Origin of the sequence: Aurantimonas endophytica (assembly GCF_014196845.1) — a bacterium.
Classification (GTDB): domain Bacteria; phylum Pseudomonadota; class Alphaproteobacteria; order Rhizobiales; family Rhizobiaceae; genus Aurantimonas; species Aurantimonas endophytica.
In genome coordinates this window covers 1-22,377 of record NZ_JACIEM010000004.1, presented here as the reverse complement: position 1 = coordinate 22,377, position 22,377 = coordinate 1, and the positions used below count along the sequence as shown (strand labels likewise).

Here is a 22,377-nt window from a genome sequence, read left to right as displayed (position 1 = left end):
AGAGACGCATGGCGCAAGTCGAAATCAGGCAGGTCAGCAAAATCTTCGAGGGCCATACGGCCGTCTCGGAGGTAAGTCTGACGGTCCATGACGGCGAATTCCTCGTGCTCCTTGGCCCCTCGGGATGTGGCAAAAGTACGCTACTGCGCATGCTCGCCGGGCTGGAACTTCCGACCTACGGCGACATCGTGATCGGCGGAAAAGTGGCGACGCGCTTGAAGCCCAAGGACCGCAACGTCGCGATGGTCTTCCAGAATTACGCGCTCTATCCGCATCTCACGATCTACGAGAACATCGCCTTTCCGTTGCGGGTCAACCGCTTCGAGAAGGCCAAAATCGACGAGAAGGTGCGCTGGGCGGCGGACCTCGTTGGCATCGAGGCGCTTCTGCAACGAAAGCCGCGGCAGACGTCCGGCGGCGAGCGGCAGCGCACGGCGCTTGCACGGTCGCTGGTCCGCGACCCGCAACTTTTCCTGCTGGACGAGCCGCTGTCGAACCTCGACGCGAAGCTCCGCCACAGCTCGCGCGAGGAGCTGCGGCGTTTCCAGGACCGGGTCGGCGTGACCTCGATATACGTCACGCATGACCAGGTGGAGGCGATGGGCCTCGGCGACCGCATCGTGGTTATGCGCGCCGGCAAGATCCGACAGGTTGGAACGCCAGAACAGATCTACTCCCATCCTGCCGACACCTTTGTTGCAACGTTTATCGGCTCGCCGCCGATGAACCTGGTCGAGACAGGGGCAGTCACCGTCGGCTTCCGACCCGAGATCTTTCTGCCGAGCAATTCCTTCGCGGGAGACACCTCGAATGCTACCGAGTTCTTGTCGGCGCCATTCGCAATTCGCCGAGTGGAGTACCTTGGGGGCGACAAGCTGATTTATGGCAGCGTCTCGGGTGATCTGCCGCAGACCGAGGTAATCGCACGCATTCCGTCGAACGTCCCGTTCACGGCGAATGAGGGCGAAACCGTCCCGTTCGCAGTGCCGCAGACCGAAGTGCGGTGCTTCGACACCGCGAGCGGGCTGGCGATCGAGGATACGCGTGTCGGTGTGCGGAGGTCCCTCAATGGCTGAACTCCGAACCGTCCAGCCGGGCGACCGGACACTGGCATACCTGACGCTCGCGCCGAGCGTGGCGCTCCTGCTGCTGCTCTCGGTCGTTCCCACGATCACGGTCTTTGCCACATCGATGCAGCGCGTCGGACTTGGCGAACTGTCGGGTCCCTGGATCGGATTCGATAATTTCATTTGGGCACTGGAAAGTCGGCAGTTTTGGCGGGCGCTTTCGAACACTTTCGTCTGGGTCTTCGGCAGCGTCGCGATCGAGATGGTGCTGGGTCTCCTGCTGGCGCTGCTCCTGCACCAGAACTTCGTAGGACGGGGGATTGCCAGGGCTGTCTTGCTGGCACCCTATCTGGTGCCGACCATCGTGGCGGTCCTCGTCTGGCGATACATGTTCCACGATATCGTCGGCATCCTGAATTCCCTTCTCACGGACCTCGGGATCATCAGCGGGCCACTGCAATGGCTGAGCAGCACGCGGTGGGCGATGGCTTCCGTGATCATCGTCGGGGTGTGGAAGTTCTTCCCGTTCGTCGTGCTGGCGGTTCTCGGGATCCTGCAGTCGATCCCGCAAGAACAGTACGAGGCGGCGCGCATCGACGGGGCTAGTGCCTTCCAGCAGTTCTGGCGGATCACCCTGCCTTACGTGATGCCGGTCTTCATCCTGACCGCACTGCTGCGCACGATCTGGACCTTCCACAAATTCGAGATCATCTACCTCCTGACCGGAGGCGGGCCGCTCGACGCGACCACAACCCTGCCGATCCTTGTCTACCAGAAGGCCTTCGTCGATTTCGAGCTCGGACGAGCGGCAGCGATCGCGATCCTGACCTTCCTGATCCTTGCGGTGCTGATCACCGCCTACTTCCTGCTGATGCGCCGCGCGGAGAAAAAGCAGTGACTATAACCGCTTCTCAGGACGCGGCCGCCCGCGTCGAGCCACGTCGCCACCGCGAGATGGAGGATGTGCACTACCTCGCCAACCGCATCATGCTCTATCTGCTTGCGCTGACTGCGGTAACGGTCATCGGATTCCCGCTATTCTGGATGGTAATCTCGTCCTTCAAGCCGGGCTCGGAACTCTATGTCTCGCCGCCCACCTTCCTTCCGGAGAACTGGACGCTTCAAAACTATCGGGATCTCTTTATACAGACCAACTTCGCCACGTATTTTCTCAATAGCGTAATCGTTGCAGGTGCGGCGACCGCTCTGTCGCTGCTGATCGGTGGGCTGGGGGCGTATAGCCTTAGTCGCTTCAATTTCTTCGGTATCGGTGGTTTCGCGCGCGTAGCCCTTGTCTGCTACATGCTGCCGGAAGTCCTGATCGTACTCCCTCTATACATTTACGTGATCCAGCTGGGCCTCACCGACACCCTCTTTTCTCTCGTGGTTGCCAATACGGCCTTCACTCTGCCGCTCGCACTCTGGTTCATGCGCTCGTATTTCAACGCGATCCCGATGTCGCTTGAGGAAAGTGCAATGGTCGATGGCTGCACGCGGTTCGGGGCGATGTGGCGCGTGACCTTGCCGCTGGCGATCCCGGGCCTCGTGTCGGTCGGGGTCTTCAGCTTCAACCATGCCTGGAACGAGTTCCTCTTCGCGCTGGTCTTCATATCCTCCGAAAACAAGAAGGTGCTGCCGCTCGGCCTCGCGACTTGGATCGGACAGGACAACATCTACTCTTGGGGCATGCTCCTGTCCGGCGCTGTGCTGATCACCATCCCCGTGATCGTCTTCTACCTCCTCGTCCAGCGCAAGCTCGTCGTCGGGCTCTCCGAAGGCGGTGCCAAGGGCGAATGACATTTCAACAGCACGAAGAAACGAGAACGATATGAAGATCACGGGCATCGAGCTCATCCCCATCGAGATTCCGCTCAGCCGAGATTTCGGCGGTAGCCGCTACAACGTCACCAGCCGCTGTACCGTCATCACCCGAATGCAGACCGACGAAGGCCTCGTCAGCGAAGTCTACAATGGCGACAACCGGACCCACATCCGTGACATCGTGAAGATCATCGAGGACGAGCTCGCACCGATCGTGATCGGCGAAGAGGTCCATGCGGTCGAACGAATCTGGGCGAAGATGTTTCGGCTAGCCGAATGGAACCGCGACCGCAAACTGGTAATGGAGGCAATCGCCTGCGTTGACACAGCGCTCTGGGACTTGATGGGCAAGGCAGCCGGAGTAAACGTTTGTCGGCTGCTCGGCGGGTTCCGGCAGGAGATGCCGATCATCTCGATCGGTGGCTATTACGAGCAGGACAAGACACTCGCCGACCTCGGGCGCGAGATGGAGCAGCTCCGGGAGTGGGGCATGGCCGGCTGCAAGGTCAAGGTCGGCGGGCTCAGCGCCGAGAAGGATGCCGAGCGTGTGGCGGCCGCTCGCGAAGGCGGCGGGCCGGACTTCATGCTCGCCGTCGATGCGAACCGCGGCTGGCCGTTGGCCGAGGCCCAGCGCTTTGCCAGGCTAATCGAGAAATACGATATCGCTTGGTTCGAGGAGCCCTGCCACTGGTACGATGACGCGCGTCTGATGGCAGGGGTGCGGCGAGTCACCTCAATCCCGATCAATGCAGGGCAAAGTGAGTCGACGGCGGCCGGGGTCCGCCGATTGGTCGAGGCGGGTGCGGTCGACATCGTGAACTTCGACGCTTCGGAGGCCGGCGGCATCACCGAATGGCGAAGGGCGGCGGCGCTCTGCCAGCTCCACGATATCGGTCTTGCTCATCATGAGGAACCGCAGATTGCGCTGCAGATGCTCGCCGCTTATCCCAATGGCATCGCGGTCGAGTGCTTCGCCAACATCGAGCGCGACCCTCTGTGGCCGGGGCTGGTAGCCAACAAGCCGCAGCCGAAGGACGGCATGATCGCCGTTCCGCAGGGGCCGGGCTTCGGCCTCGAACTCGACGCAGCGATGATCGAGCGGTACCGGGTTGATTGACGCTCTTCCGACCTGAGGCAGTGGACACGCGAGGCGCGCGCCGGCGAAGGATTCGGCGCGCGGTCCGGATCCAGATCGGCGCGGGTTTCGTGCTGATGGGGGTCTCCGGACTGATCTGGGGATCCTTTGGGCTCTTCCTCGTCGCCTTGCAGCGTGAGTTTGGCTGGTCGCGCGGAGAGATCTCGGGTGTCTTCGCCACCTTTGCACTGGCGAACGCGCTCTCGGCCCCTGCCATTGCGGCGGCCATGGCGCGCACGAACAGCCGGCACCTGCTCGCGCTGTTGGCTATCCTGCTAGGCGGCGCGCTGGTGCTGACCGCAGCCTGGGTTGGAGGGCTTGCCGCCTACTGGTTGATATTCGGACTTGCAGGCGGCATCGGCGCCCAATGCGTCAGCTCATTTGTCGTCTTCGCCCTGCTGGCGCGACGAGTGCGACACCGACTTGCCACCGCCATGTCGATCGCCGACGCCGGATCGGGGCTCGCCACGCTGCTGGGCCTCCCGCTCTTACAGTTCATCATTGATGTCCAAGGCTGGCGGGCCGCCTATGCCCTTCTTGCAGTCCTCACGCTCGTGGTCGTCGTCGCACTACACTTGGTGATCTTTGATGCGATCCGAAGATCGCCGCGTCCTCTGCCCGCGATGGAGCGAGGGACCGACTTCGGTACGCCGTCACGGGCTATTCTCTGGATGTGCGCAAGTTACTTCTGCGGTTCGGCGGCGTATCACGGTCTGCTGACGCAGCAAGTCGCGCTTTTCGATTCCCAAGGTATCGAACCGGCGCGCGCCGTCTGGATCGTCGCGTTGTCGGGGGGCGCGGTGTTCGCCTGGCGTCTGATAAGCGGCTGGCTCTGTGATGTAATCGGGGTGAGCCGGGTGCTTGCCGTTGCTGCGGCGGCGGTCCTTGTTACCTTCATTGGCCTGTCACTCCTGCTCTCCGGTTGGAGCGTAACCGGTACGGCGCTTTATCCGGCTGGGCTGGCAATCGGCTTTGGCGGACAGCAAGTCCTTTTGGCCGTGGCGTTGCGCCAGTTTGCGGCACCTGCCCGCTTCGCGAAAAACCTTGCCTACGGAAGGCTCGCGTCGGGGCTAGGCATGGCAGCGGGGCCAGTGGCCGGTGGAATCATCTATGACGTGACCGCGAGTTCACCAGCAGTCGCGTTCGTGCTCGGCGGCCTTGGTCTCGGATATGTCGCTGGCTTCACATTGGCGACCGCAGAAGGGAAGAGAGAAAATTCCCTGAGATCCGAAGAGCCAGCCCCGTGAACGTAGGCTAGGCATTGCTCAGATCTGCGATGCAGTGGCGGCACTGTTGCTGGTTAGGTCGCTGGCACTGTGGTGACGAGCGAAGCCAACACTCGCTCACGTGCACCCAAACACCCTCTCCTGCCTGTCCCACTCCAGAGGAAACGGGCGCATCAGTCGGTCGAGGGTCACGGCAGCCGGCTGACGTCCGTCGAGAATGGCCTGTGTCAGTTTCGGCGACAGCAACGTCAGCCGCAGGATGCGGCTGAGGTAGGACGGGTTGATCTTCTCGGCCGCAGCAAGCTCGGCCATCGAGGCGAACGTGCCGGCTTCCAGCAGGCCTTTCCAGCGGTGACCTCGGGCAATCGCCTTGATCATGCTGTTGTCGATCCTGGTGCGGCTGGTAGGAAGCTCGACCTCCCCGGTCGGCGCGATGACCAGCTTGCGACCGCCTCGCTTGCGGATCGCCAAAGGGCGAATGGTGATGGTCTTATGCTCGACGCTGCTCATGCCGCAGCTCTCCTGTCTGGATCGCCGATCGCTGCTGGGTCCTTCGCGATACTCGCTAGTCCCTCCACCCGCAGGCGGATATCGGCGCCTTCAAGGCCGACATCCACCCTCTCGACCAAGAGCTGGATGATCCGCGCCTGCTCGGCCGGGAAGAGCTCATCCCAGAGCGGCTCAAGACGTGCCAGCGGCTGGCGGACATCCTCCTCCGAGAGGTCTTCGATCTCGCTGCGCGCGGCGCGCCACGCCCCGATCACCACCTCCGGCGTCACCAGCAGCCCCCGCACCTGTGCGATGACCGCCGCCTCGATCTCCCCCGCCGGAATGCGGCGGAGCGGACAGGTGGCCGCCCTGCTCTCCTTCAGGACCGACTGGCTGACATAGTAGCGGTAGAGCCGGCCCCGCCGTCTCGTGTGCGTCGGCGACATCGCCGCCCCGGTGGGACCGAAGATCAGGCCCTTGAGGAGCGCCGGTGTCTGCGCTCGGGTGCGTGTGGCACGGCTGCGGGCGTTGCCGGCAAGGATCGCCTGCACCTTATCGAACTGGGCTCGGCCGACGATTGCCTCGTGCTCGCCCGGATAGGCCGTACCCTTGTGCACCGCTTCACCGACATAGACGCGGTTGTTGATCAGCTTGTAGATGTCGCCCTTATCGATCAGTCGGCCGCGCTTGGTACGCACCCCCTGCTGGCGCAACTGGTTCGCCAGCGTCGTCGCCGATCCGATCGCGATAAATCGGTCGAAGATCCTCCGCACCAGCGCCGCTTCCGAGGCGTTAATGACGAGCTTGCGGTCCTTTACGTCGTAGCCGAGCGGCGGGTGGCCTCCCATCCACATCCCGCGCTTGCGCGACGCCGCCACCTTGTCGCGGATGCGCTCGCCGATCACCTCGCGCTCGAAACTGGGCGAACGACAAAAGCACGGCGTCACCGTCGACGGCACGGCGGGCTGGGCCTACAGCCAGTATCTGACCGCCGACATTGGCGGGAGACCGTCGTTGTTACCGAACGCCGCACCGAGTATCCGGTCGTTACCTACGAGGATAGCGGCGGCGCCGGTGAAGTGGGTGGCGCAGCGACGGGTGCAGTTATCGGCGCCGTCGTTGGCGGGCCGATCGGCGCTGCCGTCGGCGGCGCGGCGGGCCTGGTGGCCGGTGCGGCTCTGAACCCGCCGGACGAGCGCGTCGAGTATGTCCGCTCCAACCCGGTCGAGACGGTCTATCTCGACGGCGAGGCCGTTGTCGGCGCGCAGCTTCCGGAGGCGGTCGAGCTTCAGGCCATTCCGGATTACGAATACAGCTACGTCTACGTCAATGGGCAGCCGGTCCTCGTCGATCCGAGCAACCGTCAGGTCGTCTACGTCGTCCGTTAGGTCTTCTGGACCCTCTTCAGACGAAGCTCGCGTCGCCCTTGATGGGCGGCGTGAGCGTCGTCGTATCCGCCGGCTGTCACAACTGCCCGCGATCGGGCGATGCAGTCCCGAACCAGTTCTGCTGCATCACGATGCGCGCCTCATCGGCAGGCCTCGGCATCCCCGGGAATCTCGGCAGCGCACAGGAAAACCTGCCACGGCTTATTCATTGCGGCGATCGTTCAATAACATTTGACAGGCTATCTCCGGCTATTGGCGGAGCGCGTTGAAAATGCTTGCGTCTGGAGCCTACCGCCGCCTTGACGAATCGAGACGGCTCCCGCCACGTGCCGCATTTGATCCGAGCGCGTCGAGCTCAGCCATTTCCCGCTTCAGGGTATTCGGCTGGAAGTGACTGACCGGATGGCGCCCAAGAGCTCTTCCTCGGTAAACGGCTTACTGAGGACCGGCACGCCTGTCGGCCGGGCTCCCAACGCGGTCAGGTCCCCGTATCCTGTGATGATGATCGCAGGCCAATCGGACCGCAGGTTGCGAGCGAAGCGGACGACTTCGACGCCCGAGACGATCGGCATGGCAAAGTCGGTGATGATCAGGTCGAAGCGGTCGGGATCCTTTTCAAGGATCGCCAGCGCCTCGGCACCCCCACCAGCGCAAACAACTTGGAACTCGCTGTCGCGAAGCAGCGCTGCTGTGGTCGCCAGCAGGCTGCTCGAATCGTCGACGAGAAGAATCACGGCAGTACCATGGATGGTCGGCGCCTTCGGCACGGCCGGAAGACGCGGACCGCGCTCCTGCCTCCCCTTGAGATCAGACCGCGGCAGCCAGAGCCCGATCTGCGTGCCGCGATCGAGGCAGCTCGCTATCTTCAGCGTCCCGCCCGATTGTCTGGCGAAACCGTAGACGGTGGAGAGCCCCAGGCCAGTTCCCTTGCCCACGTCCTTCGTCGTGAAAAATGGCTCGATCACCCGCTCGATAATGTCCGCCGGAATGCCACAGCCTGTGTCCTCGACAACCATGACCACGTAGTCGCCCGCCGGAAGGTTGGCAGAGTTGTCGATGGAAAGTGTCTGGTTCTCCCCACGGACGGTTATCGTGCCTCCGTCGGGCATCGCATCGCGGGCATTGATGATTAAGTTCATCAGCGCCAGTTCGAGTTGACGCGAGTCGACGAAGGCAGGCCAAATGTCGTCTTCGACCCGCCAATTCATCCGGATCAAGCCGCCCAAGGCCGGCCCTAAAAGCCCATTAATGTTCGCCGCCAAGTCCGAAAGATGCAAGACGTCCGGGTCGAGCTGCTGGCGCCGAGAGAATGTCAGCATGCGGCTGATCAGCCCAGCGCCCTGTTCGGCGGCGTGCCGAGTTAGATTGATGATGTTCTGAACCTCCTCAGTCGGCTGCATGCGCCGCTCTATCAGCTTCAGCCCGCCCAGGATGGATGCAAGCAGGTTGTTGAAGTCGTGCGCGATACCGCCGGTAAGCTTGCCAATCGCGTCCATCTTCTGCGCCTGAATCAGCTGGTCCTCGAGCTCGCGCCGGTCCGTCACATCAAGGACCGTTCCCGCGACCGTGGTCGCAACGCCCTCGGCATCCTTCAGGAGGATGATGTGGTTCAGGAAATGCTTGTAGGAGCCGTCGGCGCACTGCCACCGGTACTGGGCCACCGCCGCGCCGCTCGCGTCGAGAGTGCCCGCCAGATTTCCGAGAGAAGGCTTGTCGTCCGGATGGACTCGGCTCGTCCACAAGTTCGGATCGGCATCGAACGCGGTGCTGTCAAAACCGGTCAGGTTCTTGAGATCACCACCGATGAAATGCGGAGAAGCGCCTGCCACCAGCCGCTCTGAAACGTACACGGCCAGCGGCAGGGAACGCAGGATGAGCGCCTGACGCTCCTCGGACTGGCGTAGCGCCTGCTCGACCTGCAGCTTTTCGGCATTCGCCTTGAGGTTTTGCTCTAGAAGGCGCTGCTCGAGGTCTGCCTTCTCGCGTATCTCGCGGGTCTTGTTGAACAGGTCGACGAAGACCGCGACCTTTGACTTCAGGATCGTTGGCTCGAAGGGTTTGAAGACGTAGTCGACCGCGCCCATGTCGTAGCCGCGAAGCATATGCGCGTCTTCCTTGTTAATCGCGGTCAAAAAGATGATCGGGATGCGCTTGGACTGCTTGCGCTGGCGCAGAAGACGGGCCGTCTCGTAGCCGTCGAGGCCGGGCATGAACACGTCGAGCAGGATGACGGCAAACTCTTCCTTCAGGAGCAGCCGCAGCGCCTCCTCTCCCGACCGCGCCGTTACGACATCGGCGACGGATTCCAGCACGACTTCGATAGCCAGCAGATTTCGCGGATCGTCGTCGACGGCCAGCACCTTCGGACGGTAATCTCCGAATGGGACAAGCTGCTCGGCCGCCAGACCGCCGGCGGGCTTCGCCTTCCAATCGGGAACGTCGTCCGGCATGAAGTTCACTGGCATTGTCACTCCGCCACCGCAGCCGGCTGGCCGCTGCTTGAATACGGCCGCAGACGGGATTGCGACCTTGCGACCCAGACCCGCATCAGCGCCAGGAGAAGCTCGATGTCGACAGGCTTGGAAACGTAGTCCGAAGCCCCCGCCTCCAGACACTTCGAGCGGTCGCCGCGCATGGCTTTGGCGGTCACTGAGATCAGCGGCAAATGCTTGTGCTGCGGGTACTTCCGGATCGCGCGGATGAGCTCGTAACCGTCCATTTCCGGCATCATGATATCGATCAGTGCGACGTCAATGTCAGGGGTCTCCTCGAGAATCGACAGCCCTTCGCGGGCGCGCTCGGCATGGAGCACATGAATTCCGTAGGTCTCCAGTGCACTGGTCAGCGAGTAGATGTTGCGTATGTCGTCGTCGACAATAAGCACTTTGGCATCCGACAGCATCGCCGTATCGACTGCGTCCGTGTTGAGTTTTTCGTGCTGCTCGACTTCCCCGTCGTTGCGGGTCCCTAGGCCAATCTCCAGAAACTTCTGATGTAGGCGATCCATATCCATCGGGGCCCGGCCTACCTCGTCGGCCTCCCATAGCCCCTCCGACGTCCCGGAGAAAACGTGGATGGGCAAATGGCGAATTCGCGTATCGTGCCGCAGGAGATCGAGGAGCACCGAGCCGTTCATGTCGGAAAGCTCTATGTCCACCGCCAGCCCGTCGGGCTGCAGCTTTCGTGCCAGCGCCAGAGTCTCTGCCCCGCTGATGGAAACGACACCTTTCAAACCCGCTTTCCGCGCCAGATCCAACAGCATCTTGGCGCGTGCCACGTCCTCCTCGACGATGAGGATAACGCGATCCTCCTGCGAGATGGTCCCGCGGTCGTCAGCGACTTCCAGCGCGCCTGCGAGCGGAGAGCTGATTCCGGCGGGCGGAGCAAGGTCCCGGCCGGGCTCCGGAGAGGCGTCATCCGCCTCGGTATCGACAGTCTGGAGGGGAATATAAAGCGTGAAGGTGGACCCTTCGCCTGGCCTGCTCCTTACGTGGAGTTCCCCGCCGAGAAGGCGGGCAATCTCGCGGCTGATCGAAAGGCCAAGGCCGGTTCCCCCGTACTTGCGGCTGGTCGTGCCGTCGGCCTGCTGGAAAGCCTCGAAGATCAGCTTCTGCTTGTCGCTCGAGATGCCGATGCCGGTGTCGGTTACCGCGATCGACAGAACGCCCTCAGCTGTGTTGAGGGAAGCATGATCGCTGTTCCAGCCGTTTTCCGGAACTTTGATATCAATCGTCACTTCACCGGCGGCCGTGAACTTGAAGGCGTTCGACAGGAGGTTAAGGACGATCTGCTGCAGCCGCTTCTCATCGCTCTTGATCGTTTCCGGGACATTGTCGGCGAACGAGATCGTGAAGCCGATGTTCTTGTCGGCGGCGATCTGCCGGAAGGTTCTTTCCATATGCTGCGCCAGTTCGGCGAGTGAGATGTCGCCGACTTCGATCGAGACGGTGCCGGACTCGATCTTCGAGAGGTCGAGGATGTCGTTGATCAGGCTGAGAAGATCGGTACCCGCGGAGTGGATCGTCTTGGCAAACTCGATCTGCTTGGCATCGAGGTTGCCCTGCTGGTTGCTGGCGAGCAGTTTGGAAAGGATCATCAGCGAGTTCAGCGGCGTCCTCAACTCGTGGCTCATGTTCGCCAGGAACTCGGACTTGTAGCGCGAGGTCAAGGCAAGCTGTTCGGCCTTCTCCTCGAGGGCGCGGCGGGCCATCTCGATCTCGATGTTCTTGGCCTCCACCTGCTTCTTCTCGTTCTCCAGAAGCTGGGCCTTCTCCTGCATCTCCTCGTTCGTGGCGTGCAGTTCTTCCTGCTTGGTCGTCAATTCGGTCTGGCGCGCCTGCAGCTCGGCGGTCAGAAGCTGCGACTGTTTCAGCAGGTCCTCGGTGCGCATGGTGGCGGCGATCGTGTTGAGGACGATGCCGACCGATTCCATCAGCTGATTGAGGAAAGACTGGTGGGATTCCCGGAATTCGCCGAAAGAGGCGAGCTCGATGACAGCCCGCACCTCGTCCTCGAACAGGGCGGGCAGGATGATGACGTTGGCGGGGTCGGCTCGGCCGAGACCCGACGATATCTGTAAGAAGTTGGGCGGAACGTCCTCCAGGAGGATCGCCCGCTTGTCGGCAGCGCTCTGCCCGATCAGGCCCTCGCGCAACGCGACGTGGTGCTTGAGGTTTGCCACATTCTCCGCGCCGTAGCTTGCGGCAAGCTCCAGATGCAGCGCGTCCTCCTCGCGGGTGGTCACGTAGAAGACGCCGTACTGCGCATTCACTAGCGGCGCCAGCTCCGACATGATCAGGGTCGAGACCGTCTTCAGGTCGCGCTCTCCCTGCAGCATGCGCGAGAAACGGGCCAAGTTGGTCTTCAGCCAGTCCTGCTCGGCGTTCTTGAGGGTCTGATCCTTGAGGTTCCGGATCATCTCGTTGATGTTGTCCTTCAGAACGGCCATTTCGCCCGAGGCTTCCACCGCGATGGAACGCGAGAGATCGCCCTTGGTCACGGCCGTCGCGACATCCGCGATGGATCTCACCTGGTTCGTCAGGTTGGCTGCGAGCTGATTGACGTTGTCGGTGAGGTCGCGCCAAAGGCCCGCGGCGCCTGGGACGCGAGCCTGACCGCCGAGCTTGCCCTCGATGCCGACCTCTCGCGCCATGTTGGTCACCTGGTCGGCGAAAGTTGCCAGGGTCTCGATCATGCCGTTGATCGTCTCGGCGAGCGTCGCGATCTCACCCTTGGCGTCCACCGAAAGTTTGCGCTTTAGGTTGCCCTCTGCGACGGCCGTTACGACGTCGGCAATGCCACGCACCTGATTGGTCAGGTTGGTCGCCATCAGATTGACGTTGTCAGTGAGGTCCTTCCACGTGCCGGCGACGCCCTGCACCTGCGCCTGGCCGCCGAGCTTGCCCTCGGTGCCGACCTCGCGCGCAACGCGGGTCACCTCGGAGGCGAAGGAGTTCAGCTGGTCCACCATCGTGTTGATGGTGTCCTTCAGCTCCAGGATCTCGCCCTTAACGTCAACGGTGATCTTCTTCGACAGGTCGCCACGGGCCACCGCCGTGGTCACTTCGGCAATGTTACGGACCTGGCCAGTGAGGTTTTCCGCCATGGAATTGACGTTGTCGGTGAGGCCTTTCCATGTGCCGGCAACGCCCCGGACCTGCGCCTGGCCGCCGAGCTTGCCGTCGGTGCCGACCTCGCGCGCAACGCGGGTCACCTCGGAGGCGAAGGAGTTCAGCTGGTCCACCATCGTGTTGATGGTGTCCTTCAGCTCCAGGATCTCACCCTTCACGTCGACGGTGATCTTCTTGGAGAGATCGCCGAGCGCCACCGCGGTGGTAACTTCGGCAATGTTGCGGACCTGGCCTGTCAGGTTCGCGGCCATGGCGTTGACGTTGTCGGTAAGGTCCTTCCAGGTGCCGGCGACGCCCTGCACCTGCGCCTGGCCCCCGAGCTTGCCCTCGGTGCCAACCTCGCGAGCGACGCGCGTCACCTCGGAGGCGAAGGAGTTCAGCTGGTCCACCATCGTGTTGATGGTGTCCTTTAGCTCCAGGATCTCACCCTTCACGTCGACGGTGATCTTCTTCGACAGGTCGCCACGGGCCACCGCCGTGGTCACTTCGGCAATGTTGCGGACCTGGCCGGTGAGGTTCTCCGCCATGGAATTGACGTTGTCAGTGAGGTCCTTCCACGTGCCGGCGACGCCCTGCACCTGCGCCTGGCCGCCGAGCTTGCCCTCGGTGCCGACCTCGCGCGCAACGCGGGTCACCTCGGAGGCGAAGGAGTTCAGCTGGTCCACCATCGTGTTGATGGTGTTCTTGAGTTCGAGAATTTCGCCCTTCACGTCGACGGTGATCTTCTTGGAGAGATCGCCGAGCGCCACGGCGGTGGTCACCTCGGCAATGTTGCGGACCTGCCCCGTCAGGTTGGTCGCCATCGCGTTGACGTTTTCGGTAAGGTCCTTCCATGTGCCGGCGACACCCTGCACCTGCGCCTGGCCGCCAAGCTTGCCTTCGGTGCCAACCTCGCGGGCAACGCGGGTCACCTCGGAGGCGAAGGAGTTCAGCTGGTCCACCATCGTGTTGATGGTGTTCTTCAGCTCCAGGATTTCGCCCTTCACGTCGACGGTGATCTTCTTGGAAAGATCGCCGAGCGCCACCGCAGTGGTCACTTCGGCGATGTTGCGGACCTGCCCCGTCAGGTTGGTCGCCATCGCATTGACGTTTTCGGTGAGGTCCTTCCAAGTGCCGGCGACGCCCTGTACCTGCGCCTGCCCGCCGAGCTTGCCTTCCGTGCCGACCTCGCGGGCAACGCGGGTCACCTCGGAGGCGAAGGAGTTCAGCTGGTCCACCATCGTGTTGATGGTGTTCTTCAGCTCCAGGATTTCGCCCTTCACGTCGACGGTGATCTTCTTGGAAAGATCGCCGAGCGCCACCGCAGTGGTCACTTCGGCGATGTTGCGGACCTGCCCCGTCAGGTTGGTCGCCATCGCATTGACGTTTTCAGTAAGGTCCTTCCATGTGCCGGCGACGCCCTGCACCTGCGCCTGGCCGCCGAGCTTGCCGTCGGTGCCGACCTCGCGCGCAACGCGGGTCACCTCGGAGGCGAAGGAGTTCAGCTGGTCCACCATCGTGTTGATGGTGTTCTTCAGCTCCAGGATCTCACCCTTCACGTCGACGGTGATCTTCTTGGAAAGATCGCCGAGCGCCACCGCGGTGGTCACTTCGGCGATGTTGCGGACCTGTCCCGTCAGGTTGGTCGCCATCGCATTGACGTTTTCGGTAAGGTCCTTCCAGGTGCCGGCGACACCCTCCACCTGCGCCTGGCCGCCAAGCTTGCCTTCGGTGCCAACCTCGCGGGCAACGCGCGTCACTTCCGAGGTGAAGGAGGCGAGCTGCTCGACCATCGTGTTGACGATCTTGCCGATGCGTAGGAACTCTCCTCGCAGGGGACGGCCGTCGATCTCCACCATCATTGACTGCGAAAGATCGCCTTTGGCGACCGCTCCGATGACGCGGGCGACTTCCGCCGTAGGCTGCACCATGTCCTCGATCAGCTCGTTTACGGACCGGACACTGGATTCCCATCCGCCGGCCGCGTTACGCACGCTGCCACGCTCGGCAATGCGTCCGTCCTTTCCGACGAGCCGGCTGAGCCGCTCGAACTCGCCTGTTATTTCCTGGTTGATCTCGACGATCTCGTTGAAGGTCCGGGCGATCTCTCCGTCAATCCCCTCGTGATCCTCATATAAGCGAACCGAGAAGTCGCCGCGGCGGAAGGTTCGCAGCGCCGCGAGCAATCTGCGCCGGTCCATCTCGCCGGTCGTCACCTCTTTGTCCACAGGAGTATTCTCCAACGTGATGGCACCATCCTGAGCGGACTGGACCGAAACAGTCTCGAAGGTCAGTAAGGCAGCAGCCACCGCTGCTTCCCCATTTCAGCTCATGCAAGCACGAATGCGACCAAATGAAAGCCGCAGATTGGCTGCCACTCCCATTAATGACGGTTTTCCCCACGATGAACACCTGGTCGAAGCGCCATCGGGTCCCTTGTCACGGGTCGCCGCAACCTTGTGAAACCGTTCTTTTACGGTTAACAGCCAAAGCGTCGAAGGGTGTCCGCGTCAGAGCGTCAGGCACTTGCCTTACTCAAGGCCAAAGGGTTGGCAGCGCCAATGCTGAGACTTCGCCGGGCTCCGGAGCACGCAGGCGCCGGTTCCCACGCCAAGCCGGACGGATGAGGCCTGATGAACCGTGAACTCAACGATTTCGTAGAGAGCTCCTTCCGTTCCATCTGGTCCGTCGAGCTGCTGCTCCTGCTTTATCGTCAACAGCGTAGCTGGACCCCGGAAGAGCTTGTCAGTGAACTCCGCAGCAGCGAGGTCGTTGTGACGCAGAGCATCGAGGCGCTGGTCGCGGGCGGGCTTGTCCTAATCGAGACCGACGGCCGCGTCTGCTACAGTCTCGTCGATCCCGACAATGATCTCCTGGTCCAGCAGTTGAACGACCTCTACCGGAAGCGACCGGGCGCAGTGCGAAAGGTGATCGTGCAGAATCCCGCTGACCAGTTGAGGACTTTTTCCGACGCCTTCAGCTTTCGAAAGTTATGAGCATGGCGGGCACCCTTACCGTCGCGATATACATTCTCTGCTTGGCAACAAGCTTGACATGCACCTATCTTCTGATGCGAGCGTTCTTCGACAGCGGCGCAAAGCTGCTTTTCTGGAGCGGGCTCTCTTTCGGTTTCCTTGCCCTCAACAGCTTTGCCGTAGTCCTCGACATAGTCGTATTCCCGGGTATGGACTTCCAGCTGGTGCGCCACCTAGCATCGGTCGGCGCGGTCGGAGTCATACTATTCGGCTTCGTCTGGGACATTGAGTAGGACCAATCATGTTTGAATTCATGTCAGGCCTGATTGCCGCCGGCTTCCTGATTTCGGGACTTTTCTTCCTGCGCTTCTGGAGGCGAACGGGGGATTTCCTGTTCATGGCCTTCGCGCTGGCCTTCTGGCTACTCGCACTAAATCAGACGCTTCTCGTGATGTCCGACCTTCCCTATGAAGAGCGAAGCTGGATTTACCTGCTGCGACTCGCAGCCTTCACGCTAATCATCGTCGCAATCATCCGGAAGAACCGGCGGGCGTGACCGCCGCGGCACCTGCAATCTTTTTCGCTACAGTTGCGCCCGCGTAGGCGCCTGAACGGGAAATGAACGGGCCATTCGCGTCCCGTTAATCGAGATAAATGCATCTTGGTCGCTGTGCTTGCAGCTTCTCCTCACTTTCATTGCAATTACTGAAGACTAGGCCGGATCGCTCAAGATGATTCTCCTTGCCCGTGCAAGGCTCTGCGTGCGGCACTGCGCCGCATTCCACGGGTGAGATCGATGACTTCCGAGGATAAGCTCAGGAAGCCGTGAGACGTATGCTGCCATCGCTCGCCTCAGTAGTTCGCCTTTGAGGGATTAGACACCTACGTGATCATTGATGATGATTGCCCAGTACTTCGGCATTTTTCTAGGAAACTATTAAGGCGGCAATCTAAGAAGAGTCGATTAAGGAATATGGTTGCTTTTAGTATATAATTTGACAATTACAACTAAGTTCTGTCCAGTATAATTTGTCCTACTTCATAGGTTTGCAGCGATTTGAGCTCTGGTAAAATTATGAATACTTGCCTGACGGTGATTGGTTCGGCTTTATGCTGTATCATCACCTCGACTTCCCGCCTATGGGACTTGGTTTCCACAAAATTTTGTGTTGAAGAGACCTCCGCTTGCGTGTCTTCGTTAATTAAACCGACTTCACGGCGGACAGGCTCGTGACTGGAACAGTTCTCTCGAGGCGTGTCTTTCTTGGGGGCCTCTGCGCCGCATCTGCGGGGTGTGAGGGCGCCGCAGCCCAGGAGGGAGCGCGCAAGGTCGGATACGGCGGGATTGCCCAGCAGATACGAGAGCGAGCGAGGCTTCTCTCCTTGGAGCCCTACGTGCCAAAGCCGGTCGTTGCTGGAGACCTCACCTATGACCAGTATCGATCAATACGCTTCAATCCGTCCCGCGCGCTTTGGGCAAACCGCGACGACCTGGCATTCCAGGCAGACTTCTTCCATGTTGGCGGCCTTTTCAAACATGAGGTGGCCCTTTTCGAGGTTGCGGAGGGCGCCGCCCGGCCGATCCGCTACGTTCCGGACATGTTCGACTTCGGCGCTGAGGCGGAGGCGATCCGGGCGGTAGCAGATCCGGCGTTTGCCGGACTGCGTCTGCATCACCCCATGAATGGCCTGAACGTTTCCGAGTTCGCTGTCTTCCTCGGTGCAAGCTACTTTCGAGCGATCGGCCTGGGCGAACGTTACGGCCTGTCCGCGCGAGGCCTTGCGATCCGCTCCGGCCTGCCAGGGGAAGAATTCCCGTACTTCGAGTCGTTCTGGCTGGAGCAGCCCGCTCCCGGAGATAGCGCGGTCACCCTGCACGCCTTGCTCGACAGCGAAAGCGTGGCAGGTGCCTACCGCTTCGTGATGGCGCCAGGCGAGTCCACCGTCATGGACATCTCGGTCTCGCTGTTCGCCCGTCGGAAGATCGAAAATATCGGACTGGCCCCGATCACCAGCATGTTCATGCGGGGAGAAGCCGATCGTGGCAGCGTCTCCGACTTCCGGCCGCAGATTCATGATTCGGAGGCGCTTTCGATCCGTACCGGGGCCAACGACTGGCTGTTGCGGCCGCTTCGCAATCCGAAGGCGATCGAGATCAGTGCCTATGCCGACGACAACATCCAGGGGTTTGGCCTCATTCAGCGTGACCGCGACTTCAACCACTATCTCGATCTCGAAGCGCGCTACGATCTGCGACCGGGCCTCTGGGTCGAGCCGGTGGGCGGCTGGGGAGCAGGGGAGGTTCGCCTGGTCGAGCTGCCATCCCCGGATGAGACCCAGGACAACATCGTCGCTTTCTGGACGCCGAACGCCCCCCTGGTTCCGGGAGAGGAGTTCTTCTTCCAATACCGCCTGCATTGGGGGCCGCACCCGCCCGTCAACCCCGTTCTCGCACGCGTCGTCGGCACTTACACGGGGGTCGGCGGCATCGCATCGAGTCCGGATCCTGCACTCCGCAAATTCGTCATCGACTTTTCGGGGGGGCCTCTCAAGGATCTCGCACCTGATGTGGAACTGAGGGTGGACGCCAGCGCGACGAACGCCGAAATCGTCGCGTCCACCGTTCTGCGCAATGTGCCGCTCGAGGGGTGGCGCGTGTTCCTCGATGTCCGCGCGGAGTACGGATCCTCCCCAGAGGTTCGCTGCGTGTTGAAACTCAATGACCAGGCCATCTCGGAGTTCTGGACAATCCGGTGGGACCCCACAGAACCCGATTCGACATTACCGCTATAATAGCCGGAGCTACCAGGTTGTAAGTGGGACAGAATGGCAGAGCAGTCGCATGGCCATATTTGCATATATCGGTGCTGCCCTTGCCGAAATCGCTGGATGCTTCGGCTTTTGGGCGTGGCTTAGGCTCGGTAAATCGGCACTGTGGCTCATACCCGCGACGGCTTCCCTCTGCCTCTTTGCCTACCTCCTGACACTTGTGGATGCCGCTCATGCCGGTCGCGCGTATGCCGCCTACGGGGGCGTTTACATCGTTGCGTCGATTCTGTGGCTTTGGGTCGTTGAGAACACCCGGCCAGATCGGTGGGACTTGTCCGGGGCAGCAATCTGCATCGTCGGAGCTGCTATAATCATCTGGGCGCCTCGCAACTACTAGGTCGGGAGGCGCCCTGTCAGGCGGCAGCTTCAGGATGGTGCTTGGCACTCTTAGGCGATGCCACGGAACCTAATCCGTGTCGGCACGGTTGTTTCGTATCGGCCGCACGGCCCCTTGCTCTCAGTATGTTTGGCCAACTCATGTCCACCAAGGACACCCTTCCGGCTGCGGTCGACTTCAAAGACCGCGGCTCACTATGCGACTTTGATGCTAACCGCCTAAGCAAGCTTTCCGCCGACTGCGATGCTTGGCGCCTCTGGATGGTGGAGGTCCGGGCAGGACTTTCTACGCCCGCAGGCCGGACGGAGTGGGACGTGCTTATGCGTCACGAGCAAGACGAGGTCGCAGAAGCGCACCTCCGGGTCCAAGACGAGATCATCGCTAGGGAAGGAAGCGCCCCGCCACGTCCCAATGGCGAGGCGCTAGCAGGACAGTAGACGAGGACCCACTGTCCCGGCGCAAGGCCAATTGTCGGCGGCGCTTCCCATTCGTACCACGTAACGCGTCGCACCAGCGCATTATAATCCCGCGTCTGGGCACACAGCCCGACCTCGGCGCACGGCGGGCTACAAGGGCGCGCTTTGCGCAAGATCGAGCGGGAGACAGGCGACCGGCACTAGGCCGGAGAAGCGCATCGCTCCCCCCGTTGCTCAATCAAAGAGCTTGAGCTCGTTTGCTGCGGCGTTCGCCTCATCCATCGACGCGTCTAAAGTCGCCTTGAGGATGCGCAGCTCCGCCAGCAGCCGAGGACTAAGGTCTAGCTGCTGCCAGTCATTCAATTTTTGCTGCCACTCGGCAACTTCGATAATGAGGTTGCGGGAGCGTTCCGCTGTCGCAGGATTGATGTGCGCAGCGGCACGTTCCGCGTTTTCTGCAAGCTCGACGAGTTCGACAGTGCTGATGACCCAAGTTGGGAGGGCCGTACGCAAGGTTTCAACTTCGGAAACCACTTCCTTATCGGCGAGATAGATATGGTCGCTGGGGTGACTGGTCATCTTTGAGTCCTAGTTGCACCGGAACGAACGGTGGCATCGGTGAAGCAAGATTACCGCGTTAAGTGCTGACATCATAACGGCATTTCTCACACAGCCGCCCCACCGCGCGGCACGCACCCATTCCACATACCGAACGCCCCGCCGCGTGGTGGTGCGGCAGGGCGTCGAGCGCGCGCTGGTGAGGCTATGCGCCCTGCACCCGCCGGGTGGTGGCGGGCGGCGCTACGACTGCCCCTTGCCGGAGCAGCCGGTCTGGTTAAGCGGCGATCAAAGCTTCGCCCCTCAAGGAACGATCGCGGACCTTGTAGCGTAACACGTAAAAATCAGTGCCCAAGCTACTGCGTTGACAATACCGCACCTTGCGAACTCGTCCGCATGAGGGTTGGACGGCCTGGCCGACTTCAAAGCGGAAGGACGCGGCGACATTCTGTTGATTGGCCATTTCGGTCTCGTAAGCTTCGGCTTTCCACAGCCGCGCCCTGTGACAGACAGGGCAGCCGGGGCGTGGAAACGTACTTAAGAGACACGTCGGCAGCGAAGGCGCATGTCGCGGCGGCCATGGACGCAACGAAGCAGGCGCTTTCCGGCCTTGAAGGCAAGTGCGTACGGCGGAGTAGCGCGTCATTTGATCGGCCTGACCGCAGCCGGCAAGAGCGCGTCGGTTGCCGGAAGTGGTGCCTCGGATCGACGCAGATCGAAATCAAGACGCAGGTGACGATCGATCGCCGGAATAGGTCCAGGTCGCGTCCCTGGGAAACGGCCCCTTGTTGCGGCCGCCCTGCTGCATCTGCTCCCAGGTGTGGGCGAGGATGCCCACCGAGCGCGACAGCACGAACAAGCCGCGGCACAACGGTGGCGCAAAGCCGAGTTCGGCGTAGACGACGGCGGTGGCCCCGTCGATGTTCATCGGGATCACCTTGCCCTTGCGTTCGGCAAGGGTCGCCTCGATGAGCTGCGCGATCGTCGCGAAGCGGCCGCCGACGATGCCGTTGGCGGCGGCTTCCTCCATCAGTTGCATCAGACGCGGCGCCCTTGGGTCGACCGGATCTGTTAGGCGATGCCGCTCCAGCGAATTGGAGAGGGTTCGACAGGAGGGCCTCTTCCTCCGCCAGAATACGGGCTTTTGCCTCCCCCGACATGTACGACTGATCACGGCTCGATCCGGAACATCCCGAGAAAATCCTCCTCGTTGCGGGGGAAAATCGGGGACGGTGTGCTGGTGCGTTCTTCATCCACTGCAATTTTCGTCTGTGGAGAAGCTGGCTGATGCTCACCCCTATCATCATCTCTACCCTCGACGACCTGCTTGATGAAGGCATGGGCTTGGCTTGGATATGCGAAGGCTGCAGCCGCGATCTCGACATGACGCTCGGCCGCGCGATCGAGATATGGGGCCGCGACCAGCGCTATGTCAGATGGCACCCACCGGTGAAGTGCGCTCGCTGCGGCAGCCGGGACATCAGCATGCGCGTCCGGGCGAACACGATCAAGCAAGCCACCGGGACGCCGTTCGAGCGCTGAAACGGCGAAAGCCATAACGCGATTCTTCCCACACTCACTGCACCAGTTATGCTCGCTCCGTATGTTTCCCTTACAGCGAGGGCGCCATGGCCAAGCTGCCTCCAAAGAACCGCATCCCGATCATGATGTCGGATGAGGAACTAGCCGCCGTCGACGCATGGCGCGTAGCCAACGGAATTGCAACTCGTTCAGATGCGATCCGCTGCCTTTGCCGGATGGGGCTGAAATTAGATGATCCCGATGCAGCTCAGGACGCCAGATCATGATCCGCCGCTTGCTCTCCCGCCTCTCCCGACGCCCGTCCGATATCCGGCGCGAGGTGACTGTGCTGATCACTCTGTACGGACCTGAAGGCGCATGGCTCGAGGCGCGCAGTCGTTGGCGGGTGGCGCGTGGGGATGCGCGATGGAGGGGTAGCCAGTTGCTGCGTCGCCGCGGCCGGCACTGGAAGGGCGTGATGCGCGAGATCGAGCGGCAAACAGGCTTCCGCCATGACACGGACACCACAAAGCGAGCGGATGAGCGGTAGTGGTCACTGGGATCACCCCTGCCGCAGGGACCCGCGGTGGGCGCAGAGAGGTATCCGGGGCGCGACTCGCCGGCTGCCCGTGCGGTGAGATATTCATCGGCAGCTAAGCGCCGTCCGCGGGAAGCCAGTCTTGGCATGCTGTCTTCTGCCGAGTGCCGCATCGCGTGGCTCGGCAGCCGGTGAAGCCGATGAGAAGAAGTAGACGGCGCGTTAACCGACGTTCGGCCGCCGGTGGCACGGCAAGTTGCCTCGGTCGAATGCGCTCCGGTACACTGCTCCGATGATCTTTCAGGAGAATGCAGTTTCGGCCCGCCCGTCAAAGATGTCCGCCCGGATGCAGATCCACGCGGAAAATCCCGTGTTAATGGCGGAGGTTGAGCGGCTTCTTGAAAAGCGCACGCGTGACATTCGCCTGAATGGCGAGCTTCTCCACCTTTTCCGTGAGCGTACCTGGTC

At 61.7% G+C, this 22,377-nt stretch carries 19 protein-coding genes and 1 pseudogene; 14 read left to right on the top strand and 6 right to left on the bottom strand.

Annotated features, from left to right (window positions below; genetic code table 11):
• The first annotated feature begins 8 nt into the window (after positions 1-8).
• The 5 genes from GGR03_RS14535 (at position 9) to GGR03_RS14515 (ending at position 5,270) form a co-directional block, all read left to right on the top strand.
• Complete coding sequence (locus tag GGR03_RS14535) at positions 9-1,076, top strand: ABC transporter ATP-binding protein (protein ID WP_183209312.1); 1,068 nt, start codon at positions 9-11, stop codon at positions 1,074-1,076.
• Positions 1,069-1,965 carry a carbohydrate ABC transporter permease gene (locus GGR03_RS14530; protein ID WP_183209310.1) on the top strand — a complete coding sequence of 299 codons (897 nt, stop codon included), beginning with the start codon at positions 1,069-1,071 and terminating at the stop codon, positions 1,963-1,965. Before GGR03_RS14535 ends, GGR03_RS14530 begins: the two co-directional genes overlap by 8 nt.
• Complete coding sequence (locus tag GGR03_RS14525; RefSeq protein ID WP_183209309.1) at positions 1,962-2,864, top strand: ABC transporter permease subunit; 903 nt, start codon at positions 1,962-1,964, stop codon at positions 2,862-2,864. The genes GGR03_RS14530 and GGR03_RS14525 overlap by 4 nt, the downstream gene beginning before the upstream one ends.
• A gap of 31 nt (positions 2,865-2,895) precedes the next feature.
• On the top strand, positions 2,896-4,005 hold the full coding sequence (locus GGR03_RS14520) for a mandelate racemase/muconate lactonizing enzyme family protein (RefSeq protein WP_183209307.1): 1,110 nt from the start codon (positions 2,896-2,898) through the stop codon (positions 4,003-4,005).
• 95 nt (positions 4,006-4,100) lie between these two features.
• Complete coding sequence (locus tag GGR03_RS14515) at positions 4,101-5,270, top strand: MFS transporter (protein ID WP_246368127.1); 1,170 nt, start codon at positions 4,101-4,103, stop codon at positions 5,268-5,270.
• A 96-nt stretch (positions 5,271-5,366) separates the two neighbouring features.
• Here GGR03_RS14515 and GGR03_RS14510 read toward each other — a convergent pair whose 3' ends face one another.
• Positions 5,367-5,759, bottom strand: a complete 393-nt coding sequence (locus tag GGR03_RS14510; RefSeq protein WP_183209304.1) for a hypothetical protein — start codon at positions 5,757-5,759, stop codon at positions 5,367-5,369.
• A complete protein-coding gene (locus tag GGR03_RS14505) occupies positions 5,756-6,643 on the bottom strand; it encodes a recombinase family protein (protein ID WP_252920277.1) in 888 nt (295 codons plus the stop codon). The genes GGR03_RS14510 and GGR03_RS14505 overlap by 4 nt, the downstream gene beginning before the upstream one ends.
• Positions 6,644-6,817: 174 nt before the next feature.
• On the opposite strand from GGR03_RS14505, the gene GGR03_RS24325 reads away from it, so the two are divergent.
• A complete protein-coding gene (locus tag GGR03_RS24325; protein WP_252920275.1) occupies positions 6,818-7,126 on the top strand; it encodes a DUF1236 domain-containing protein in 309 nt (102 codons plus the stop codon).
• Positions 7,127-7,497: 371 nt separating this feature from the next.
• Here the strand turns inward: GGR03_RS24325 and GGR03_RS14495 are convergent, their stop codons facing one another.
• Positions 7,498-9,591 carry a response regulator gene (locus tag GGR03_RS14495; protein WP_183209302.1) on the bottom strand — a complete coding sequence of 698 codons (2,094 nt, stop codon included), beginning with the start codon at positions 9,589-9,591 and terminating at the stop codon, positions 7,498-7,500.
• Between the two features lie 2 nt (positions 9,592-9,593).
• Entirely contained in the window at positions 9,594-14,936 is a 5,343-nt protein-coding gene (locus GGR03_RS14490; protein ID WP_183210038.1) for a HAMP domain-containing protein, read from the bottom strand.
• A gap of 432 nt (positions 14,937-15,368) precedes the next feature.
• Between GGR03_RS14490 and GGR03_RS14485 the strand changes: the two genes are divergently transcribed.
• The 5 genes from GGR03_RS14485 (at position 15,369) to GGR03_RS14465 (ending at position 18,876) form a co-directional block, all read left to right on the top strand.
• Complete coding sequence (locus tag GGR03_RS14485) at positions 15,369-15,731, top strand: hypothetical protein (protein ID WP_183209300.1); 363 nt, start codon at positions 15,369-15,371, stop codon at positions 15,729-15,731.
• Positions 15,732-15,733: 2 nt separating this feature from the next.
• A complete protein-coding gene (locus GGR03_RS14480) occupies positions 15,734-16,003 on the top strand; it encodes a DUF5985 family protein (protein ID WP_183209298.1) in 270 nt (89 codons plus the stop codon).
• A gap of 8 nt (positions 16,004-16,011) precedes the next feature.
• Positions 16,012-16,266 (top strand): DUF5985 family protein, encoded by a 255-nt coding sequence (locus GGR03_RS14475; RefSeq protein WP_183209295.1) that lies wholly within the window; start codon positions 16,012-16,014, stop codon positions 16,264-16,266.
• Between the two features lie 674 nt (positions 16,267-16,940).
• Positions 16,941-18,503 carry an OpgD/OpgG family glucan biosynthesis protein gene (locus GGR03_RS14470; RefSeq protein WP_343058796.1) on the top strand — a complete coding sequence of 521 codons (1,563 nt, stop codon included), beginning with the start codon at positions 16,941-16,943 and terminating at the stop codon, positions 18,501-18,503.
• Positions 18,504-18,552: 49 nt separating this feature from the next.
• Positions 18,553-18,876 carry a YnfA family protein gene (locus tag GGR03_RS14465; protein ID WP_183209291.1) on the top strand — a complete coding sequence of 108 codons (324 nt, stop codon included), beginning with the start codon at positions 18,553-18,555 and terminating at the stop codon, positions 18,874-18,876.
• Between the two features lie 650 nt (positions 18,877-19,526).
• Here GGR03_RS14465 and GGR03_RS14460 read toward each other — a convergent pair.
• Positions 19,527-19,871 (bottom strand): hypothetical protein, encoded by a 345-nt coding sequence (locus GGR03_RS14460; protein WP_183209289.1) that lies wholly within the window; start codon positions 19,869-19,871, stop codon positions 19,527-19,529.
• Between the two features lie 700 nt (positions 19,872-20,571).
• Positions 20,572-20,931: pseudogene (locus tag GGR03_RS14455) on the bottom strand (citrate/2-methylcitrate synthase); the annotation flags it as partial.
• A gap of 206 nt (positions 20,932-21,137) precedes the next feature.
• Here GGR03_RS14455 and GGR03_RS14450 point away from each other — a divergent pair.
• The 3 genes from GGR03_RS14450 to GGR03_RS14440 all read left to right on the top strand — a co-directional run bounded on the left by GGR03_RS14450 (position 21,138) and on the right by GGR03_RS14440 (position 21,921).
• Complete coding sequence (locus GGR03_RS14450) at positions 21,138-21,392, top strand: hypothetical protein (RefSeq protein WP_183209285.1); 255 nt, start codon at positions 21,138-21,140, stop codon at positions 21,390-21,392.
• 86 nt (positions 21,393-21,478) lie between these two features.
• Entirely contained in the window at positions 21,479-21,658 is a 180-nt protein-coding gene (locus tag GGR03_RS14445) for a hypothetical protein (RefSeq protein ID WP_183210096.1), read from the top strand.
• Positions 21,655-21,921, top strand: coding sequence for a hypothetical protein (locus GGR03_RS14440; protein WP_183209283.1), 267 nt, complete (start codon positions 21,655-21,657; stop codon positions 21,919-21,921). The genes GGR03_RS14445 and GGR03_RS14440 overlap by 4 nt, the downstream gene beginning before the upstream one ends.
• Positions 21,922-22,377 lie beyond the last annotated feature (456 nt).

What these genes read in the sequence shown, in the direction of transcription:
- GGR03_RS14490 (WP_183210038.1), bottom strand. Translation starts at nt 14,936, where the DNA reads ATGGACCGGCGCAGATTGCTCGCGGCGCTGCGAACCTTCCGCCGCGGC.
- GGR03_RS14440 (WP_183209283.1), top strand. Translation starts at nt 21,655, where the DNA reads ATGATCCGCCGCTTGCTCTCCCGCCTCTCCCGACGCCCGTCCGATATC.
- GGR03_RS14510 (WP_183209304.1), bottom strand. Translation starts at nt 5,759, where the DNA reads ATGAGCAGCGTCGAGCATAAGACCATCACCATTCGCCCTTTGGCGATC.
- GGR03_RS14465 (WP_183209291.1), top strand. Translation starts at nt 18,553, where the DNA reads ATGGCCATATTTGCATATATCGGTGCTGCCCTTGCCGAAATCGCTGGA.
- GGR03_RS14530 (WP_183209310.1), top strand. Translation starts at nt 1,069, where the DNA reads ATGGCTGAACTCCGAACCGTCCAGCCGGGCGACCGGACACTGGCATAC.
- GGR03_RS14480 (WP_183209298.1), top strand. Translation starts at nt 15,734, where the DNA reads ATGGCGGGCACCCTTACCGTCGCGATATACATTCTCTGCTTGGCAACA.
- GGR03_RS14535 (WP_183209312.1), top strand. Translation starts at nt 9, where the DNA reads ATGGCGCAAGTCGAAATCAGGCAGGTCAGCAAAATCTTCGAGGGCCAT.
- GGR03_RS14515 (WP_246368127.1), top strand. Translation starts at nt 4,101, where the DNA reads ATGGGGGTCTCCGGACTGATCTGGGGATCCTTTGGGCTCTTCCTCGTC.
- GGR03_RS14445 (WP_183210096.1), top strand. Translation starts at nt 21,479, where the DNA reads ATGGCCAAGCTGCCTCCAAAGAACCGCATCCCGATCATGATGTCGGAT.
- GGR03_RS14520 (WP_183209307.1), top strand. Translation starts at nt 2,896, where the DNA reads ATGAAGATCACGGGCATCGAGCTCATCCCCATCGAGATTCCGCTCAGC.
- GGR03_RS14450 (WP_183209285.1), top strand. Translation starts at nt 21,138, where the DNA reads ATGCTCACCCCTATCATCATCTCTACCCTCGACGACCTGCTTGATGAA.
- GGR03_RS14460 (WP_183209289.1), bottom strand. Translation starts at nt 19,871, where the DNA reads ATGACCAGTCACCCCAGCGACCATATCTATCTCGCCGATAAGGAAGTG.
- GGR03_RS14475 (WP_183209295.1), top strand. Translation starts at nt 16,012, where the DNA reads ATGTTTGAATTCATGTCAGGCCTGATTGCCGCCGGCTTCCTGATTTCG.
- GGR03_RS14495 (WP_183209302.1), bottom strand. Translation starts at nt 9,591, where the DNA reads ATGCCAGTGAACTTCATGCCGGACGACGTTCCCGATTGGAAGGCGAAG.
- GGR03_RS14485 (WP_183209300.1), top strand. Translation starts at nt 15,369, where the DNA reads ATGAACCGTGAACTCAACGATTTCGTAGAGAGCTCCTTCCGTTCCATC.